The 17,830-nt window shown below is 64.7% G+C and carries 18 protein-coding genes and 1 riboswitch; of the genes, 7 read left to right on the top strand and 11 right to left on the bottom strand.

The annotated features are described in order from the left end of the window. Positions 1-5: 5 nt before the first annotated feature. The 6 genes from ribBA to glyA form a co-directional block, all read right to left on the bottom strand. Complete coding sequence (gene ribBA, locus L2Y97_RS17735; RefSeq protein WP_247429245.1) at positions 6-1,097, bottom strand: bifunctional 3,4-dihydroxy-2-butanone-4-phosphate synthase/GTP cyclohydrolase II; 1,092 nt, start codon at positions 1,095-1,097, stop codon at positions 6-8. A 14-nt stretch (positions 1,098-1,111) separates the two neighbouring features. Further along, on the bottom strand, positions 1,112-1,753 hold the full coding sequence (locus L2Y97_RS17740; protein ID WP_247429247.1) for a riboflavin synthase: 642 nt from the start codon (positions 1,751-1,753) through the stop codon (positions 1,112-1,114). Between the two features lie 123 nt (positions 1,754-1,876). Beyond that, positions 1,877-2,027, bottom strand: a riboswitch (FMN riboswitch). A 54-nt stretch (positions 2,028-2,081) separates the two neighbouring features. Next, positions 2,082-3,047: a Gfo/Idh/MocA family protein gene (locus tag L2Y97_RS17745; RefSeq protein ID WP_247429249.1), complete on the bottom strand. Its 966-nt coding sequence runs from the start codon at positions 3,045-3,047 to the stop codon at positions 2,082-2,084. Further along, a complete protein-coding gene (gene ribD, locus L2Y97_RS17750; RefSeq protein ID WP_425492863.1) occupies positions 3,044-4,108 on the bottom strand; it encodes a bifunctional diaminohydroxyphosphoribosylaminopyrimidine deaminase/5-amino-6-(5-phosphoribosylamino)uracil reductase RibD in 1,065 nt (354 codons plus the stop codon). The genes L2Y97_RS17745 and ribD overlap by 4 nt, the downstream gene beginning before the upstream one ends. Before the next feature lie 38 nt (positions 4,109-4,146). Further along, entirely contained in the window at positions 4,147-4,662 is a 516-nt protein-coding gene (gene nrdR / locus L2Y97_RS17755) for a transcriptional regulator NrdR (protein WP_247429253.1), read from the bottom strand. Between the two features lie 3 nt (positions 4,663-4,665). Then, positions 4,666-5,922, bottom strand: coding sequence for a serine hydroxymethyltransferase (gene glyA / locus L2Y97_RS17760; protein ID WP_247429255.1), 1,257 nt, complete (start codon positions 5,920-5,922; stop codon positions 4,666-4,668). A 213-nt stretch (positions 5,923-6,135) separates the two neighbouring features. On the opposite strand from glyA, the gene L2Y97_RS17765 reads away from it, so the two are divergent. After that, positions 6,136-6,732 (top strand): zinc metalloprotease, encoded by a 597-nt coding sequence (locus L2Y97_RS17765; RefSeq protein WP_247429257.1) that lies wholly within the window; start codon positions 6,136-6,138, stop codon positions 6,730-6,732. Between the two features lie 20 nt (positions 6,733-6,752). On the opposite strand, the gene L2Y97_RS17770 is transcribed toward L2Y97_RS17765, so the two are convergent. Next, the gene (locus L2Y97_RS17770; protein ID WP_247429260.1) at positions 6,753-7,580 is read right to left on the bottom strand and encodes a zinc-dependent metalloprotease; all 828 of its coding nucleotides are present in this window, start codon (positions 7,578-7,580) and stop codon (positions 6,753-6,755) included. Positions 7,581-7,793: 213 nt separating this feature from the next. Here L2Y97_RS17770 and ettA point away from each other — a divergent pair, with 213 nt between their 5' ends. From ettA to L2Y97_RS17785, 3 genes are all read left to right on the top strand, one after another. After that, positions 7,794-9,452, top strand: coding sequence for an energy-dependent translational throttle protein EttA (gene ettA, locus L2Y97_RS17775; protein WP_247429263.1), 1,659 nt, complete (start codon positions 7,794-7,796; stop codon positions 9,450-9,452). A gap of 139 nt (positions 9,453-9,591) precedes the next feature. Continuing rightward, positions 9,592-10,410, top strand: a complete 819-nt coding sequence (gene pyrF / locus L2Y97_RS17780) for an orotidine-5'-phosphate decarboxylase (RefSeq protein ID WP_247429266.1) — start codon at positions 9,592-9,594, stop codon at positions 10,408-10,410. A 118-nt stretch (positions 10,411-10,528) separates the two neighbouring features. Further along, positions 10,529-10,912 (top strand): helix-turn-helix domain-containing protein, encoded by a 384-nt coding sequence (locus L2Y97_RS17785; RefSeq protein WP_216159375.1) that lies wholly within the window; start codon positions 10,529-10,531, stop codon positions 10,910-10,912. A 127-nt stretch (positions 10,913-11,039) separates the two neighbouring features. On the opposite strand, the gene def is transcribed toward L2Y97_RS17785, so the two are convergent. Further along, positions 11,040-11,576 carry a peptide deformylase gene (def, locus tag L2Y97_RS17790; RefSeq protein ID WP_247436875.1) on the bottom strand — a complete coding sequence of 179 codons (537 nt, stop codon included), beginning with the start codon at positions 11,574-11,576 and terminating at the stop codon, positions 11,040-11,042. A gap of 172 nt (positions 11,577-11,748) precedes the next feature. Between def and L2Y97_RS17795 the strand changes: the two genes are divergently transcribed. Together L2Y97_RS17795 and L2Y97_RS17800 are read left to right on the top strand one after the other, a co-directional pair. Beyond that, a complete protein-coding gene (locus L2Y97_RS17795; protein ID WP_247429268.1) occupies positions 11,749-13,824 on the top strand; it encodes a carbon starvation CstA family protein in 2,076 nt (691 codons plus the stop codon). Between the two features lie 11 nt (positions 13,825-13,835). After that, on the top strand, positions 13,836-14,042 hold the full coding sequence (locus tag L2Y97_RS17800) for a YbdD/YjiX family protein (RefSeq protein ID WP_247429271.1): 207 nt from the start codon (positions 13,836-13,838) through the stop codon (positions 14,040-14,042). 48 nt (positions 14,043-14,090) lie between these two features. Here L2Y97_RS17800 and L2Y97_RS17805 read toward each other — a convergent pair whose 3' ends face one another. Further along, a complete protein-coding gene (locus tag L2Y97_RS17805; protein WP_247429274.1) occupies positions 14,091-14,783 on the bottom strand; it encodes a FadR/GntR family transcriptional regulator in 693 nt (230 codons plus the stop codon). Between the two features lie 142 nt (positions 14,784-14,925). Between L2Y97_RS17805 and L2Y97_RS17810 the strand changes: the two genes are divergently transcribed. Beyond that, positions 14,926-16,059: an aldose epimerase family protein gene (locus tag L2Y97_RS17810; RefSeq protein ID WP_247429277.1), complete on the top strand. Its 1,134-nt coding sequence runs from the start codon at positions 14,926-14,928 to the stop codon at positions 16,057-16,059. 4 nt (positions 16,060-16,063) lie between these two features. On the opposite strand, the gene L2Y97_RS17815 is transcribed toward L2Y97_RS17810, so the two are convergent. Both L2Y97_RS17815 and L2Y97_RS17820 read right to left on the bottom strand, forming a co-directional pair. Next, entirely contained in the window at positions 16,064-16,969 is a 906-nt protein-coding gene (locus L2Y97_RS17815; protein WP_247429280.1) for a DMT family transporter, read from the bottom strand. Further along, positions 16,966-17,820: a glycosyltransferase family 2 protein gene (locus tag L2Y97_RS17820; RefSeq protein WP_247429284.1), complete on the bottom strand. Its 855-nt coding sequence runs from the start codon at positions 17,818-17,820 to the stop codon at positions 16,966-16,968. The genes L2Y97_RS17815 and L2Y97_RS17820 overlap by 4 nt, the downstream gene beginning before the upstream one ends. Positions 17,821-17,830: the final 10 nt, after the last annotated feature.

Genomic DNA, 17,830 nt, shown 5'->3' on the forward strand with positions numbered 1-17,830 from the left:
CAGGTTTAGCTGTCCTGCTCCACCACTTCAAGGCCGAAGCCTGAAATGCCCACGAACCTGCGCGGTGTACCGATGACGCGCAGCCGCTTTACACCCAGGTCGGCCAGGATCTGCGCGCCCAAGCCAAGCTGGCGCCATTCCTGGTCATCCTTCGGCGCAGGCATCGGCACGGCATCGCCGCGCAAACGCGCCAGCAAGGCTTCGGGCGTATCCGCGCCGGAGAGCACCAGCATCACGCCACGGTCCTCATCGGCGATGCGGCGCAGGGCTTCGGTCACGGTCTGGCCAAGATCATCGCGCTTGAGGTGCAGCACATCGGAAAGCGTGTTGCGCACATGCACACGCGTCAGCACCGGGTCACCATCGGCGATGGTGCCGCGCGACAGGGCGAAGTGCAGGCCACTGCGAATGGCATCGCGATACGCCACCAGGTGGAATGGGCCAAATTCCGTCTCGACGTCGTCCTCGAAGACGCGCTCCACCGTTTTCTCCGTTTCCAGGCGGTAACGGATCAGGTCGGCGATCGTACCGATCTTGAGCCCGTGCTTTGCCGCGAAAACTTCCAGCTCGGGGCGACGTGCCATCGAACCATCGTCGTGCAGCACTTCGATGATCACCGCGGACGGATCGAGCCCTGCCATGGCAGCCAGGTCACAGCCCGCCTCGGTATGCCCCGCGCGGGTGAGCACGCCACCCGGCTGGGCGGTCAGCGGAAAGACGTGCCCGGGCATGGTGATATCCGCCGGCTTGGCATCCTTCGCTACGGCCGCCTGCACCGTACGGGCGCGATCGTGGGCGGAAATGCCGGTGGTGACGCCTTCCGCGGCTTCGATCGAGACCGTGAAGTTGGTGTGGTAAGGCGAGTTGTTGTCCGTGACCATCGGCTTCAGGCCGAGCTGCCGCGTGCGCTGCTCCGTAAGCGTCAGGCACATCAGGCCGCGCGCTTCGCGGACCATGAAGTTCACGTCTTCGGGCCGCACCTTCTCGGCGGCCATGACGATATCGCCTTCGTTTTCGCGGTCTTCGTCATCCAGGATGATGACCATGCGGCCGTTGCGCAGGTCCTCGAGGATCTCGGGGATGGTATGGAATGCCATGCGTATGCGTCCGGTCAGGCGAAGCCGTGTTCTTTGAGGAAGCCTTCGTCGAGACGAGGTGCGCCACCGCTGGAGAGCAGGCGCTCCACGTAACGCGCCACGACGTCGACCTCGATGTTCACGGTATCGCCGGGGCGGCGGGCCGAGAACGTCGTGTGTTCCACCGTGTGGGGGATCAGGTTCACCCCGAAGCGCGTGCCGTCCACTTCGTTCACGGTCAGGCTGGTGCCATCGATGCACACCGAGCCCTTGTGGGCGATGTAGCGGGCAAGATCGCGTGGCACTTCGAACGTCCAGCGCAGCGAACGGCCATCGGGTACGACCGACACCACCTTGCCGGTACCATCGACGTGGCCGGAGACCAGGTGGCCGCCCAGGCGATCCGCCAGGCGAAGCGCCTTTTCCAGGTTCACCTTGTCGCCGGCCTTGTGCTTGCCGAGCGAGGTCATGGCCAGGGTCTCATTCGAGACATCCGCGGCGAAACTGTGGCTGTCGAACTCGATGACGGTGAGGCATACGCCGGACACGGCAATGCTGTCGCCCAGGGCGACATCGGCCATGTCGAGGGTGGTGGTATCGACCACGAGGCGCACGTCACCGCCACGCGGCTCGATCCGCGCGATGCGGCCAACGGCCTGGATGATGCCGGTGAACATGTCAGTGGCCCCCTGCGAGGGTTGCCGCGACGGAACGCTGGGTTTTCATGAAACGTTTCCCGCTAGGTTGGCGAAAAACGCCCCAAGGCGCATGGCGCCACGCGCCCGTGAGCGGGCGCGCGGTGCCGTCTTCTTTCATCCGGACTATGACCGTCGGCTCCGGCATCTGACCGGATCTGCTGACCTCCCGGCGGGTGCCGGGAGCGCTCGCGGGCTCGTTTCCCGAAGGAAACCTACCGCCGGTGGGGAGTTTCACCCCGCCCTGAAGACGCTTGAATATGGTGCGGAGCATAACATGGGGGCCGCCATGGCCCATGCAAGCCCGTTCCTACAGGACCTGGTCCATGACCCAGCTGGTGCGGGCGGCGGTCTCTCCCGTCGAGGGGCATTCGCCCCGCCCCAGCAAGGCACCGACCACCGTGGCGATCAGCGGCTGCTGGATGTGTGCCGGGTTTTCGATGGAAAGGTTGTCGACCTTGCCATCGGTTTCCACGCGGATGGGGCCGTCGCCGAAGGTGGCGAACACCAACCGGCCACGGTCGCCGGTGATTTCCACGCGATCCTCGCGGCGATCGGCCGCGAAATTCCAAAGGCCGGTACCCACCACACCGTTGCCGAAAGCAAAGGCCATGGCCACGGCATCCTCGGCGGGGTAAGCGCCAAGCTGGTTGCGCGCCATGCCGCGCACGTCGGTCATCGGGCCAAGCAGGAAATCCAGGATATCCAGCGTGTGGCTGCCTATGTCGACAAAAATGCCGCCCCCGGACAGTTCGGGGCGCACCCGCCAGGGCAGGTTCGCCGGGTCCTGGTACTGCGCTTCGAAAGGATGGTGCAACACGACGTTGACGAAGCGCGGCGTCCCGATCACACCATCGCGCAGCAGCTGGGCAATGGTGGTGAAACGAGGCAGGGCGCGGCGGTAGTAGGCGACGAACACCGGTACGTTGGCCGCCCTGCCCGCTTCGACGATATCAAGGCACTCACGGTGGTTCATCGCCATGGGCTTTTCGATGTACACCGGCTTGCCCGCGGCCATGGCTTGCAGGGCATACGCACGATGGGTCGATGGCGGTGTCGCGATGTACACGGCATCGACTTCGGCATCGGCGATGAGCTGGCCGGCATCGTCGTACCAGCGGGGGACGCCATGGCGCTCTGCGTAATCACGCGCCTTCGCTCCATCACGGCGCATGACCGCGACAAGCGACGAACCAGGCACCTTCGAAAAGGCCGGCCCGCTTTTCATTTCGGTGACCGCGCCGCAGCCAATGATGCCCCAGCGCACGGTGTTCATGCGGCGGGGCGCATCAGCAGGCGGGTGTCATCGCCCACCTGGCGGCGGTCGATCGTATCCAGCTTCCAGCGCGAGGCCATGTCGTCCAGCGGTGGCAGGTGCAACATGGGCCGCGCGGTGTGGCCGAGCAACACAGGTGCGATGTAGACCAGCAGTTCATCAGCCAGGCCTTCGGCCAGCAACGCGCCACAAAGCACGGGGCCTGCCTCTACGTGCACCTCGTTCACATCATGCTGCGCCAGCCAGTGCAACGCGGCACGCAGGTCGAGGCCCTTGCCTTCGTCCGTACGGATCGCCGCGCGGCGCACATCCTGCAGGTGTGCTGGCACGCTGGCACCCTCCGCATGCAGCAGCACCGTGGGCGCGTTGCCGTCGAGCACGTTGAACCCCGCCGGCGTGCGCAGGTGCGTATCGAGCACGGCGCGCAACGGTGGCACGAACGCTTCGCCTTCCGGCAGGCGCGCGGTCAGCCGCGGATCATCGGCAAGCACGGTACCGCTGCCGGAAAGGATGGCCGAGGCACGGGCGCGCCAGCGCTGAACATCGGCGCGCGCGGCCTCGCCGGTAATCCACTTCGACGAACCATCGGCGAGCGCCGTACGCCCATCCAGGCTCATCGCCAGTTTCACGCGTACCCACGGGCGGCCGCGCTGGATACGGCTGAAAAAACCAATATTGAGTTCATGCGCCGCATCGCGCATCAGGCCGATCTGCACGCCGATCCCGGCCGCGCGAATCTTCTCGATGCCCTTGCCATCCACCTGGGTGAACGGATCCTCATGGGCGATGACGACGCGACCGACGCCCGCGGCGATCAATGCATCCGCGCACGGCGGCGTGCGGCCATGATGGGCACAGGGCTCGAGGGTGACGTAGGCGGTCGCACCGCGCGCGGCTTCACCGGCCTCGCGCAGGGCGAACACTTCCGCGTGCGGCTCACCGGCCTTGGGATGCCAGCCGGTACCCAGTACCGTCTCGCCGCGCGCGATGACGCAGCCGACGCGCGGGTTGGGCTGGGTGGTGTACATGCCGCGCTCGGCGAGACGCAGCGCATGGGCCATGTGGACATGGTCCATGGCCGGAAAGAACGGACGGGTCATCAGCTCTTGCGTCCGCGCCGGGCAGCTTCAAGCAGCGGCAGCTGCAGGCCTTCCAGCGAAGGGAGATCGCGTTCGAGCTTCTCGATCTCCTCGCGGAACGCATGCACGTCCTCGAACCGGCGATATACCGACGCGAAGCGCACGTAGGCGACCTGGTCCAGGGCCTTGAGCTCGCGCATGACCAGTTCGCCGACCTGGCGCGAAGGCACTTCGCGTTCGCCGCTGCGGCGCAGGTCATTGATGACGGCGCGCGTCGCGGCATCCACCGCATCGCTCGCCACCGGGCGCTTCTGCAGCGCGCGCTCGAAACTGACACGCAACTTGTGCTCGTCGAAAGGCTCACGGCGATCGCCGGATTTCACGATCGCCGGGAGCTTCAGCTCCGCCGTTTCAAAGGTATTGAAGCGCTCACCGCACTGCGGACACTCGCGCCGCCGACGCACCGTGCCACCGTCTTCGGTGAGACGGGAATCGATGACGCGGGTGTCTTCATGCTGGCAGAACGGACAATGCATGGATCAGCCGTACACCGGGAACTGCTTGCACTGCGCCGTGACCTTTTCGCGCACGGCCTTGATGACCGCGTCATCGTTCGGCGCATCGAGTACGTCGCAGATCCAGTTGGCCAGGTCGATCGTTTCCGCTTCCTTGTAGCCACGGGTGGTGATCGCCGGCGTACCCACGCGCAGGCCCGACGTGATGAACGGCGAACGCGGGTCGTTCGGCACGGCGTTCTTGTTCACGGTGATGTGCGCCTTGCCCAGCGCCGCTTCCGCGTCCTTGCCGGTGGCGTCGCGGCCGATCAGGTCGATCAGCATCAGGTGGTTTTCGGTACCGCCAGAAACCACCTTGTAACCGCGGGAGATCAGCGTCTTCGCCATGGCCTTGGCGTTGGCCACGACCTGCTTCTGGTACTCGGTGAACGACGGTTCGAGGGCTTCCTTGAAGGCGACCGCCTTGGCGGCGATCACGTGCATGAGCGGGCCGCCCTGGATACCCGGGAACACCACCGATTGCAGCTTCTTCTCGAGTTCTTCGCCGAGGCCCTTGGCCACGATGATGCCGCCACGCGGGCCGCGCAGGGTCTTGTGCGTGGTGGAGGTCACGACGTGGGCGTGCGGCACCGGGTTCGGGTAGACACCCGCGGCGACGAGGCCTGCGATGTGGGCCATGTCGACGAACAGGTACGCACCGACCTTGTCGGCGATCTCACGGAACTTCGCCCAGTCGAGGACCTGCGAGTAGGCCGAGAAACCGGCGACGATCATCTTCGGCTTGTGCTCCACGGCGAGCTTCTCGATCTCGTCGTAGTTGACCAGGCCGGTGTCCGGATCGATGCCGTACTGCACGGCGTTGAAGATCTTGCCCGAGAGGTTGACCTTGGCGCCGTGGGTAAGGTGGCCGCCGTGGGCCAGGCTCATGCCCAGGATCGTGTCGCCCGGATTCAGCAGCGCGAAGTACACGGCCTGGTTGGCCTGCGAACCCGAGTGCGGCTGCACGTTGGCGTAATCCGCCCCGAACAGCTTCTTGAGGCGCTCGATGGCCAGCTTTTCGGCCACGTCCACGTACTCGCAGCCACCGTAGTAACGCTTGCCGGGGTAACCCTCGGCGTACTTGTTGGTGAGCGTGGAGCCCTGGGCTTCCATCACGCGCGGGCTGGCGTAGTTCTCGGAGGCGATCAGTTCGACGTGATCTTCCTGGCGGCGCGACTCGTTGGCGATGGCCTGGGCGAGTTCGTCGTCGTAGCCGGCGATCGTTGCATCCTTCGGGAACATCTCAACCTCGTTGTAGGGATGGGGGACGGAGACTTGAAAGTGTAACGCCCGGGGGGTGGGCAGGCCACTAGGCCGCGCAGACTCAAGGGTTTACCGACAAAACGTGTAGGCGAATACCTCGAATTTCATCCGCAGCCCCCTACCCGGACCTGACTGCCCTAGACTCGGCCACGGGCACCCCGCCCATCCCCATGAATTGCAAAAGGATTTGCCATGAAACGCGTTCTATTGGCGCTAGCCGCCGCTTTGCCCCTGGCTGCCCTGGCCGCACCGCCGCCGACCCTGGATATCCACTTCGTGCTGCACAGGGACGTGCAGATGAACGCCCGCGATTTCGTGTCCGAGCATGTGAGCGCGTGGCTGGGCCACATGCGTACCGACGTGCTGCCGGGCCAGGACATCCAGATCCACGTGCATCGCGAGCTGGAGGGGCTTGAGCTCACGCCCTACGGCTTTACCGGGGTCCTGGCGGAGTGGAAGCGCCTGGCAGGCCCGGTGGCCGATCGCTTTGGCGAGGATACGCGGGCGGTCCGCCTTGTACTCGTGACCCAGGGCTCCCCGGACGGCGGCAGTGCGCTCGGCATCTCCAACCAGGGCGGGCGGTTCGCGGTGGCCAGCGTACGTGCGTCGACTACCGTGGCCCATGAACTGGGCCACACCCTGGGCGCCACCCACGAGGACAAGGAAAGCTGGGCATTCTGCGATACCAACATGGCCGACCCCCAGTTTGGGCGCTGGCCATGTGAGGTGTATTCGTCGGCCAACCAGAAACGAATCCGCCGTTACATGGAGACAGGCCTGTTCTGGTAACCAGGCCCTGCGCGGGTGAATCAGTCGACGACCGGCTCGCCCGCCACGCGCCGCTCCGCGCGCGGCCGCCCCGGGCCCAGGTGGTAAGCCTCCTGGATCCGGCGGCGGTTCGCCGCGGAATACGCATAGCAGTTCCCAAGGAAGGGAGAAGGCACGGCCGCCATGTTGGTATGGCACCACCACCAGCCTGTGTAGCGCACCTCGGCATCCTCGTGGCGCGCGCCCAGCAGGTGGCCCAGTTCATGGGCCACCACGCTCCACGGGCCGCCGACCGAAGCGACCGCCTCGGCACCCTCGTGATAGGCCTTGCCCGCGGCGAACGGCCCGAGGTTATCGGGCACCAGCAGGATGAACTTGTTGCGGTAGTTGCCGTTCAGCGGCAAGCCGTAGCGGCGGGCGTGCACGCGCAGGGCGAACACGAAATCAGTGAGTACCCCTGCATGACCCTGGGGAATATCGGTAATGCCGGGCAACGCCGAAAGGTAGGTGATGCGAATCGGCTCGCCCGGCAACACCTGGCGAAGTTCATCGAGCCACCACGCGACATACCCCTCATGGATACGGGCCGCCAGGCCTTCGCGCGCCGGCGGCCGGTCATCGTCCAGCCACTCATGAAACAGCAGCGGGTCGTCCCCATCACTGTTCAGCTCGGGCCGCACCAGGCCATCGTGCAGGAAGATGAACACGCGCAAGGGCGAAACATCGCCCGTATCGTCCAGGGCGATCTCGTCCTCGCCGGTCACATGGATGAACGGCGATCCGGGATCGGGCGGTGGCGTGGCAAGCGCCCCGGGGCAGGTGGCCAGGAAGGCAAGGAGGGTGGTTGCGGCGCGGTGGCGGATAGCCATGTCACGAATCCTTTCGTGCGGAAGGGGCGCCGACTATAGCCACCCGGGGCACCCCTGGACCGAACCCTGACAGCGTTGGCGCCCTTCGCCTACAGCGATTCGCGCCATATCCCGAGGGAGGCACGGCCTTCGTCACCGATGCCCGCTATAATAGGGGTTTGCCCAGCGGCAGCCCTTCGGCTTCCGGGGCCCGGCTTTCCTTACGGAGCGTCCATGCAATACATCTACACCATGAACGGGGTGAGCAAGATCGTCCCCCCGAAGCGCCAGATCATCAAGGACATCTCGCTGTCGTTCTTCCCGGGCGCCAAGATCGGCCTGCTGGGCCTGAATGGCGCGGGTAAGTCCACGGTGCTGAAGATCATGGCCGGCGTCGACAAGGACTTCCAGGGCGAAGCCCGCGCCAACCCGGGGACGAAGATCGGCTACCTGGCCCAGGAGCCGGATCTCGACCCGGAGAAGACCGTCCGCGAGGCGGTGGAAGAAGGTGTTTCCGAGGTGCTGGACGCCCAGAAGCGCCTGGAAGAGGTCTATGCTGCCTACGCCGAGGACGGTGCCGATTTCGACGCGCTCGCCAAGGAACAGGAAAAGCTGGAAGGCATCCTGGCCGCCAACGACGCGCACGCCCTGGAGCGCCAGCTTGAAGTGGCCGCCGATGCGCTGCGCCTGCCGCCGTGGGACGCAAAGATCGGCCCCCTCTCCGGTGGTGAAAAGCGCCGCGTGGCGCTGTGCCGCCTGCTGCTTTCCAAGCCAGACATGCTCCTGCTCGACGAGCCCACCAACCATCTCGATGCCGAATCGGTCGACTGGCTGGAAACGTTCCTGCACGACTACCCGGGCACCGTCGTGGCGGTCACCCATGATCGCTACTTCCTCGACAACGCCGCGGAGTGGATCCTCGAGCTCGATCGCGGCCGCGGCATTCCCTGGAAGGGCAATTACACCGAGTGGCTGGAGCAGAAGGACGAGCGCCTGAAGCAGGAAGCCAACCAGGAAAAGTCGCGCCAGAAGGCTATCCAGAAGGAACTGGAGTGGGTGCGTTCGGCCGCCAAGGGCCGCCAGTCGAAGGGCAAGGCACGCCTCAATCGCTTTGAAGAGCTGAACTCGGTCGAGTACCAGCGCCGCAACGAAACGAATGAAATCTTCATTCCGCCGGGCGAGCGCCTGGGCCAGGAAGTGATCGAGTTCAAGAACGTCACCAAGTCGTTCGGTGACCGCGTGCTGATCGAAGACCTGTCGTTCAAGATCCCGGGCGGCGCCATCGTTGGCGTCATCGGTCCGAACGGTGCCGGCAAGTCCACGCTCATGAAGATGATCATGGGCAAGGAAACGCCGGATTCGGGTGAAGTGAAGCTGGGCCACACGGTCAAGCTGGCCTACGTCGACCAGTCCCGCGATGCGCTCGATCCGGCCAACAACGTGTGGCAGGAAGTGTCGGGCGGTTCGGACATCCTTACCATCGGCAACTTCGAGATCCAGTCGCGTGCCTACATCGGCCGCTTCAACTTCAAGGGCACCGACCAGCAGAAGATCGTCGGTTCGTTGTCCGGTGGTGAGCGCGGTCGCCTGCACATGGCCAAGACCCTGCTCCAGGGTGGCAACGTGCTGCTTCTCGACGAACCCTCGAACGATCTTGACGTCGAAACGCTGCGCGCCCTCGAAGACGCGCTGCTCGAATTCCCCGGCTGCGCCGTGGTCATCTCGCATGACCGCTGGTTCCTGGACCGCATCGCCACGCACATCATCGCGTTCGAAGGCGATTCGCACGTCGAGTTCTTCCCGGGTAACTACAACGAGTACGAAGCCGACAAGAAGCGCCGCCTTGGCGACGATGCCGGCCCGAAGCGCGTTAAGTACAAGAAGCTGGTCTGACCCTGTGCCGGCCCCGCCTGGGTGGGCCGGCCGTATCCTGTAGGAGCGCGCTTGCGCGCGATGGGGCCTGCCGTTGGGCGGGACAAAAAAAAGCATCGCGCGCAAGCGCGCTCCTACATTTGCTTATTGGAGCCCTCCTGTGAACTTCATGACCTCGCTGAAGGACGCCTGGCGCCGCAACGACTCCCTCGTATGCGTGGGCCTGGATCCGGAGCCGGGCCGGCTGCCCGCCGGGCTGGTGGGCGAGGAAGGCATCTTTGCCTTCTGTCGTGACATCGTCGATGCCACCGCGGGCCTGGTCTGTGCATTCAAGCCGCAGATTGCCCACTTCGCGGCGCAACGCGCGGAAGGGGCGCTCGAACGGCTGATCAAGCATATCCACGACAGGCATCCGGGGATCCCGGTCATCCTTGACGCCAAGCGTGGCGACATCGGATCGACGGCCCAGCACTACCGTACCGAGGCGTTTGATCGCTACGACGCGGATGCGGTCACCCTCAACCCGTACCTGGGCAAGGATTCAATCGATCCTTTCCTTGAGCGCGCCGACAAAGGCGTGATCCTCCTCTGCCGCACCTCCAACCCCGGCGGGGCGGATTTCCAGGCACTGGATTGCGGCGGCCTGCCGCTTTACCTGCGCGTCGCGGAGACCATCGCCAGGGATTGGAACGGAAACGGCAATTGCGCCCTGGTAACGGGCGCCACCTGGCCAGAAGAACTAGGTCGCGTGCGTTCCATTGTGGGTAACATGCCATTGCTGGTCCCCGGCATCGGCGCCCAGGGCGGTGACGTCGGGGCGGTCATGCAGCATGGCCAGACGGACGACGGCACGGGCCTGATGATTTCTTCGTCTCGCGCCATCCTCTACGCTAGCAGTGGAAAGGACTTCGCGGACGTAGCACATCGGACGGCCGATGAAATGAGAAAATCGGTCAACTCGTTTCGCCGAAAGGCTTAAAAACGAAAAGCAGTCGTAAATTGCACGACTTGGCAACTGTCAAGGGCTTACGCTCCCGGCTCGGGCTATCAACAATACCGGGTCATTTGCGCCGTAAAAGCGTTCCTCCGGAGTTGTTATGCCACTCACCAACCGAGGTTTTTCTCAACGTCTGCATGTCGCGCTGGACATGGCTGGCGTAAAGAAAGGCCGCGGCCGCATTACCCAGCTGGCCGATCTGTTCGATGTCAGCCGGGAAACGGCACGTAAGTGGCTCAGCGATCTCGGCTTGCCCGAGCTCGAACGCCAGATCGATATGGCCGTCCGCTTCGGCGTGAACTTCGAATGGCTCGCCACAGGCCGTGGTTCGCCGAGCGGCGCGACCGGCGTCAAGGAAAGCCCGGCACTGTATCGCGCCGATTCGCGCGAGCAGCTTCGCCTGGTTGGCCTAGTGAGCCGCCTGCCCAAGGAACGCCGCAAGGCCCTCCTGGTGCTCGTCGAAGCGCTCGCCGAAGCCGAATAACCAGCGCGTCGTAGGAGCCCACCCTGTGGGCGACATCTTTCGCAGCAACCGCAACAGGACCTGATCGGTTTTTTGCGAACAGCAGCTCCCGCAAGTCGGGCGCCAACCGCGATCGCGGACGTAAACCTCAGTCGTCCCCGATATCCATCCCCGGGAACAGCACCTCGGTAAACCCGAACTTCGTGAAGTCCGTGATCCGCGACGGGTATAGCCGCCCAATCAGATGATCGCATTCGTGCTGCACCACCCGCGCATGGAACCCCTCGGCGGTCCGATCGATGGGGCCGCCCTTCGGGTCAATGCCCTGGTAGCGGATCAATGAGTAGCGATTGACGGCGCCACGCAAGCCCGGGACCGAAAGGCAGCCCTCCCACCCCTCTTCCATATCCTGCGACAACGGCGTGATCACCGGATTGAGCAGGATGGTCTGCGGCACGGGGGGTGCGTCCGGGTAGCGCTCGCTGCTGTCGAACCCGAAGATCACCAATTGCAGATCCACGCCGATCTGCGGCGCAGCCAGGCCCACGCCACCGGCATGGTGCATGGTGTCGAACATGTCGGCGATCAGCTCCTCAAGCTCCTCCGAACCGACCATGGTGTCGGGAACCGGGGGGGCGATGCGCAACAGGCGCTCATCGCCCATTTTCAGGATCTCGCGAATCATCGGCGGGCCGCAGGGAGTGGGGTGGGCCCCCAGCATGGCGTGAGCGGGCCGCTGGCTCAAGCGGCGCAAAACCATTCGACCAATGGCTAATACGTACGGGTGCCGTCACGCATTGACCCCCAACGGCTTGGGGGTGACCCTTGTGGCAACCGCAAGGGGAGCCAAGAAGACCATGCATAGCGCCATTCCCAAACCCAGTCCCGCAGGAAAGATCCTGTGGGCCGCCATCGCCATCGTCGGTGCCTGGTGCCTGGGCGTCATCGCCCTGCGCCGCGGCGAACCCATCAACGCCATCTGGCTCGTGACCGCCTCCATTGCGGTATTCCTTATTGGCTACCGGTTCTACAGCCGGCTCATCGCCAACCGGGTGCTCCAGCTCGACCCGAGCCGGGCGACCCCCTCGGTGCTCCGTAACGACGGCCTCGACTATGTGCCGACCGACAAGTGGGTCGTGTTCGGCCACCACTTCGCCGCCATCGCTGGTGCCGGCCCCCTGGTTGGCCCGGTCCTCGCGGCGCAGATGGGCTACCTGCCCGGCATGCTGTGGATCCTGGTGGGCGTGGTGTTCGCCGGTGCGGTGCAGGATTTCATGATCCTGGGCCTCTCCCTTCGCCGCGATGGCCGCTCGCTTGGCCACATGCTCCGTGAGGAGCTGGGCGAAGTGCCCGGCGTCATCGCCATGGTCGGCGTACTCGTGCTGATGATGATCGTGCTCGCCGTCCTGGCGCTGGTGGTGGTCAAGGCGCTCACCCACAGCCCATGGGGCACCTTCACCGTGGCCGCGACCATCCCCATCGCCCTGCTCATGGGCGTATACCTGCGCTACATCCGCCCTGGCCGCATCCTCGAGGTCTCCATCATCGGCCTCATCCTGCTGCTCGCGTCGATCTGGTACGGCAAGACGGTGAACGATACGCCCGCACTCGCGGCGCTGTTCGATTACGACGCGAAGGCCCTGGCCTGGTGGCTGATCGGCTACGGCTTCTTTGCCTCCGTGTTGCCGGTGTGGCTGTTGCTGGCGCCGCGCGATTACCTGTCCACGTTCCTGAAGATCGGCACCATCGCCCTGCTCGCCCTGGCCATCTTCCTGGCCGCACCGACGCTGCAGATGCCTGCCGTCACGCGCTTCATCGATGGGTCGGGCCCGGTCTTCCAGGGCAACCTGTTCCCCTTCCTGTTCATCACGATCGCCTGCGGCGCCGTCTCCGGCTGGCACTCGATCATCGCCTCGGGTACCACGCCGAAACTGCTGGCCAACGAAGGCGAGGCCCGCATGGTCGGCTACGGCGGCATGCTGATGGAGGCATTCGTCGCCATCATGGCGCTGATCGCGGCCTCCTCGCTGCACCCGGGCGTGTATTTCGCCATGAATTCGCCGGGCGCCCTGGTGGGCACCACGGTGCAGGATGCGGCAGCCGCCATCAGCAACTGGGGCTTTATCGTTACCCCGGCCGAGCTGACCGATACCGCCAGGAACATCGGTGAATCGACCATCCTGGGGCGCGCCGGTGGTGCCCCCACCCTTGCGGTCGGCATGGCCCAGCTCCTGCACGGCATCATGCCGGGCGAAGGCATGATGGCCCTGTGGTACCACTACGCCATCCTGTTCGAAGCACTCTTCATCCTGACCACGGTCGATGCGGGCACGCGTGTCGGCCGCTTCATGATCCAGGAACTCGCGGGCATGGCGTATGCGCCGCTCAAGCACACCGACTCCTGGGTCAGTAATGTCCTGGCAACCGTGATCTGCGTGGGCCTGTGGGGTTACTTCCTGTACCAGGGCGCCGTCGATCCGCTGGGTGGCATCAACACGCTGTGGCCACTGTTTGGCATCGCCAACCAGATGCTGGCCGCCATCGCCCTCATGCTCGCTACCGTCGTGGTGGTGAAGCTCAAGCGCGAACGCTATGTCCTGGTGCCAGCGGTACCCGCCGCGTGGCTGGTCATCTGTACGCTGACCGCCGGCTGGCAGAAGTTGTTCGATGCGAAGATCAGCTTCACGGCTGCCGCGAACAAGTACGCCGAAGCAGCTGCCGCCGGCAAGCTGTTGCCCCCCGCGAAGACCGTGGACGAGATGCAGCGGATCATCACCAACAACCGCGTGGACATGGCCCTCACCGCCCTGTTCATGCTGCTGGTGCTCACGATGCTGTTCTTCTCGCTGCGCGCCATCGCCAGAGCATGGCGTGCCAACCACGCGACGGCCCATGAAGAACCCTATGTCGCGCTTTCCAGCGTGACCCAGTAAGGAGCACGGCAATGGAGACGTATACCCCCTCGTCGCCGCGTTCGCTGTGGAAGTGGGCGGTTCAGACCGCCCGCCTCTGCTGCGGCGTGCCCGATTACGATGTGTACGTAAAGCACCTGCGCGAACACCACCCCGAACGCCCGGTGCCCAGTTACGGTGAGTTCTTCAGGGAGCGCCAGGAAGCGCGTTACCGTGGCACCGGTGGCCGTTGTTGCTGAGGCGGTCCTGCACAAACCAACGAGGGCCGGCGAACGCCGGCCCTTTCTTTATCGGCGGCCCTTGCGCATATTGCTGCGCGAATCCTCGATCATCCCGCGCATCGCGGCGGCGGCCTCATTGGGGCGTCGGCGGCGGATGGCTTCGTACACCGCGCGATGGTTGGGCAGCGAATACTTGAAGTTCTTGGCGGTGCGCGCCGACATGACGAAGAATGTCGCGAGCGCCGTTTCGATCACCGAAAACAGCGAACTCAGTAACTCGTTATTCGTGGCAGCCAGGACCGCTTCGTGGAAACGCAGGTCGGCCTCGGCCCAGGCGTCCAGGTCGACCGCATCCTCCATCGCATCCAGCGCTTCGCCAATGGCCTGCAGCTGCGCGCTATCACGCCGGCGGGCGGCCGACATACACGCGGCGGGCTCGATGATCTCGCGCATCTCGACCAGCTTGCCGACGAAATCGTCCGTGGGCATGGCGTCGCAGCGCCAGGTAAGTACATCGGGATCGAGATGATTCCAGAAGCGCGAATCGCGCACACGCATGCCGGTCTTCTGGCGCGTTTCGATCAGGCCCTTCGCGGCGAGTACCTTCAGCGCCTCACGCAGGATCGTGCGGCTGACGTCCATCTGCTGGGCCAACTGTGCCTCGCCTGGCAGCGAATCGCCTGGACCAAGCTCGCCACTCACGATGGCGCTGCCGATCTCTTCGACGACCCGCCCGTGCAGGCTTCGTGAATTTGCCATCTTCGGTGCCATCGCCCCTTCCCCCGCCGCCACAGGCTCGCCATGCTAGCGATATTCCCGTCGACAGCATTGACGCAGCGCAGCTTGTCAATTGTCGGACAAATATGCTCTCGTCTACAGGTCATCACAGTGGGAGCGGAAGATGGGCAAGGTTCTGGCCGTTTCGATAGCGGCGATTCTGCTTGGTAGCGCGGCGGCGGCCTCGGCCGGCGATGCGACGAAGGCCTCCTTCGGCAATACGCCGGACGGAAAGGATGTCACCATCGTTACGCTCACCAACGGCAAGGGCATGACGGCGAAAGTGATCTCGCTTGGCGCGGCCCTTTATGCGCTGGACGTGCCCGACCGCAACGGCAAGCCGGGCGATATCGTGCTTGGCTACCCGGATCTCAAAGGCACCTTCGCCAAGCCACAGTATTTCGGCGATACGGTGGGCCGTTATGCCAACCGCATCGCGAAGGGCAAGTTCAAACTCGATGGCAAGGACTACACCGTCCCGGTGAACGACGGCCCGAACTCGCTGCATGGCGGCAAGCTGGGCTTCGATAAGGTCGTATGGACCGTCGACAAGGTGGAGTCAGGCGCCAATCCCAGCGTGACGATGACCTATGTCAGCCCCGACGGGGACCAGGGTTACCCCGGCCAGCTCACGGCCACCGCGAAGTACTCGATCAACGACAAGAACGAACTGACGATCGAGTACACCGCAACGACTGACAAACCCACGATCGTCAACATCACGAACCACACCTACTGGAACCTGGCCGGTGAAGGCTCGGGTAGCGTGGAAGACCAGAAGCTGATGATCGCCGGTGATTCCTATCTGCCAACCGATGCCACCGCCATTCCTACCGGCGAAGTGCGCAGCGTGGCGGGCACGTATTTCGACTTCCGCAAGGCCAAGCCCATCGGTCGTGACCTGCGCCATGCCAGCGAGCAGCAGCTCGTGTTTGGACGTGGCTACGATCACAACTGGGTGATCTCGCGGAAGGAGGCCCCGGCACCCCGCGAGGTCGCCCGTGTGTCCGATCCCAAAAGCGGCCGCGTGCTGTCGCTCTGGTCGGCGCAGCCGGGCCTGCAGTTCTACTCCGGCAACTTCCTCGACGGCACCACGTCCGGCAAGTCCGGCGGCATTTACCGCGAGGGCGATGCGTTCGCGCTGGAACCGCAGATCTTCCCGGATACGCCGAACCAGCCGGACTTCGGCTCGGCCAGGCTCGAGCCCGGCCAGACATACAAGAACGTCATGACCTACAAGTTCACGGTCACGAAATAGGGGTTTAGCCTGCTTCGTGGTGCAGCGCTTCAGCGGGCTTCTTGCGGCGGAACCGGGGGGCGAGCTCGACCATGTACATGGCGGCCAGCACCAGGCCGCCGCCGCACACCATGCGGGTGGTGAGCGCATCAACCCCAAGCGCGACGGCAAAGCCCGCCGCAAATACCGGTTCGGTGGTCATGACGATCGCGGCGCGTGTCGCCGGCATATGCGCCTGTGCCCACGTCTGCACCAGCATGGCCAGTGCGCCAGCGATGAGCGCCATGTAGACGATAGCCACCCACGCCTTGCCATCAGGCGGCAGTGATGGCCCATGGTGCGGCAGCGTTGCAAGTACGCAGACCACGGCGATACCCAGCATCTGGACGGCCGACATGCCGAACGCTTCGCCAGGCTTCGACCAGTGCCCGAGCCCGACAATATGCAGCGCATAGAGCGCCGCCGACGCGAGCGTCAGCAACACGCCAAGATCAACTGCGAATCCATTCAGTGCGAGGACACCCAGCCCCACCGTGGCCACGACGACAGCCACCCACGTGATGACGGGGATACGCTGGCGGAACAACAGCCACGCGAGCATGGGTGTGATAACCACGTACATGCCGGTGACGAAGCCGCTGACGCTGGGTGAGGTCAGCGCAATGCCTTCGGTCTGCAACCATTGCGCGACGCCATAAAGCAGACCGAGCGCGAGCCCGCGGTAAAGCTGCGGACGGCTTAACCGGCGCACCGGCAACGCAAACAGCAAGAGCATGGCGGCCGCGGCGATCGTGAAGCGCACCGCCAGGAAGTCGATCGGCAACATGCGCCCGACGACGTCCTTGATCATCACGAAGGTCGAGCCCCAGATCGCGGTCACTGCCAGCAGGCCCAGCGTTGCCAGGCCACTGCCCTTCGCCACGCCGCTCATCGGCGCTTTTTCCGTACGAGCTGGCCCGGGATCTTGAGGAGGAAGTGCGACCAGATACCCAGCCAGACCAGGCCACGCAACAACGGATTCTTCGCCGCTGGATCGTGCCGGCGGAACCAGATGAACATGCTGCGGTGCTTGTGCCGGCTGACGAACACAGGCCGGTGCCGGCTGGAGCCACCCTTGCCGTGCATGACATGCACATCGCCCGCCAGCAGTACCTGGTAGCCCATGTCACGCGCACGGCGACACAGGTCCATGTCCTCGCAGTGCAGGAAGAAGATCTCGTCGAAACCACCCAGGGTTTCGAAAGCCGCACGCGGCATGAGCAGGATGGCACCCGATACCACTTCGGCCGGCACTGCTGTCGCCGGCAACGGTCCGCGAATATCGATGCCCGTGTCGCCCCGGCCCAACTTGGTGGCGAGGGCCCTGGCGAGCAGTGGATCGCGCCGGCGCGAGGCCGGATCGACATGACCCGCCGCGTCCTGCACGACGGCGCCCACGATACCCGTGTGCGGGCCCACGTGCGCGAGCATGCGCGAGAGGGTATCCGGATCGATCAGGCAATCCGGATTCAGCACCAGCAGGAATTTCCCGCGCGCCTGTGCCGCACCACGGTTCACGGCAGGGCCGAACCCGAGGTTGGCGCGGTTGTAGATAACGCGTACGCGATCATCGGCCGCGTACGCGCGATCGAGCGCTTCGGGAATCCCGTCGTCCGAGCCGTTGTCGACCACGATCACTTCGACAGGCCGGTCACTCGCGAGGGCGTGTTCCACGCAATCGCGAGTGAGCGGGCCACTATCGGCCAGGACGATGATGATGCTGGTGAGATCGCCCGTCGTCACGGTTTGCTTC

This window comes from Luteibacter aegosomatissinici (genome assembly GCF_023078495.1).
Taxonomy (GTDB): Bacteria; Pseudomonadota; Gammaproteobacteria; order Xanthomonadales; family Rhodanobacteraceae; genus Luteibacter; species Luteibacter aegosomatissinici.

What these genes read in the sequence shown, in the direction of transcription:
- ribBA (WP_247429245.1), bottom strand. Translation starts at nt 1,097, where the DNA reads ATGGCATTCCATACCATCCCCGAGATCCTCGAGGACCTGCGCAACGGC.
- L2Y97_RS17740 (WP_247429247.1), bottom strand. Translation starts at nt 1,753, where the DNA reads ATGTTCACCGGCATCATCCAGGCCGTTGGCCGCATCGCGCGGATCGAG.
- L2Y97_RS17745 (WP_247429249.1), bottom strand. Translation starts at nt 3,047, where the DNA reads ATGAACACCGTGCGCTGGGGCATCATTGGCTGCGGCGCGGTCACCGAA.
- ribD (WP_425492863.1), bottom strand. Translation starts at nt 4,108, where the DNA reads ATGGCCCATGCGCTGCGTCTCGCCGAGCGCGGCATGTACACCACCCAG.
- nrdR (WP_247429253.1), bottom strand. Translation starts at nt 4,662, where the DNA reads ATGCATTGTCCGTTCTGCCAGCATGAAGACACCCGCGTCATCGATTCC.
- glyA (WP_247429255.1), bottom strand. Translation starts at nt 5,922, where the DNA reads ATGTTCCCGAAGGATGCAACGATCGCCGGCTACGACGACGAACTCGCC.
- L2Y97_RS17765 (WP_247429257.1), top strand. Translation starts at nt 6,136, where the DNA reads ATGAAACGCGTTCTATTGGCGCTAGCCGCCGCTTTGCCCCTGGCTGCC.
- L2Y97_RS17770 (WP_247429260.1), bottom strand. Translation starts at nt 7,580, where the DNA reads ATGGCTATCCGCCACCGCGCCGCAACCACCCTCCTTGCCTTCCTGGCC.
- ettA (WP_247429263.1), top strand. Translation starts at nt 7,794, where the DNA reads ATGCAATACATCTACACCATGAACGGGGTGAGCAAGATCGTCCCCCCG.
- L2Y97_RS17785 (WP_216159375.1), top strand. Translation starts at nt 10,529, where the DNA reads ATGCCACTCACCAACCGAGGTTTTTCTCAACGTCTGCATGTCGCGCTG.
- def (WP_247436875.1), bottom strand. Translation starts at nt 11,576, where the DNA reads ATGATTCGCGAGATCCTGAAAATGGGCGATGAGCGCCTGTTGCGCATC.
- L2Y97_RS17795 (WP_247429268.1), top strand. Translation starts at nt 11,749, where the DNA reads ATGCATAGCGCCATTCCCAAACCCAGTCCCGCAGGAAAGATCCTGTGG.
- L2Y97_RS17800 (WP_247429271.1), top strand. Translation starts at nt 13,836, where the DNA reads ATGGAGACGTATACCCCCTCGTCGCCGCGTTCGCTGTGGAAGTGGGCG.
- L2Y97_RS17805 (WP_247429274.1), bottom strand. Translation starts at nt 14,783, where the DNA reads ATGGCAAATTCACGAAGCCTGCACGGGCGGGTCGTCGAAGAGATCGGC.
- L2Y97_RS17810 (WP_247429277.1), top strand. Translation starts at nt 14,926, where the DNA reads ATGGGCAAGGTTCTGGCCGTTTCGATAGCGGCGATTCTGCTTGGTAGC.
- L2Y97_RS17815 (WP_247429280.1), bottom strand. Translation starts at nt 16,969, where the DNA reads ATGAGCGGCGTGGCGAAGGGCAGTGGCCTGGCAACGCTGGGCCTGCTG.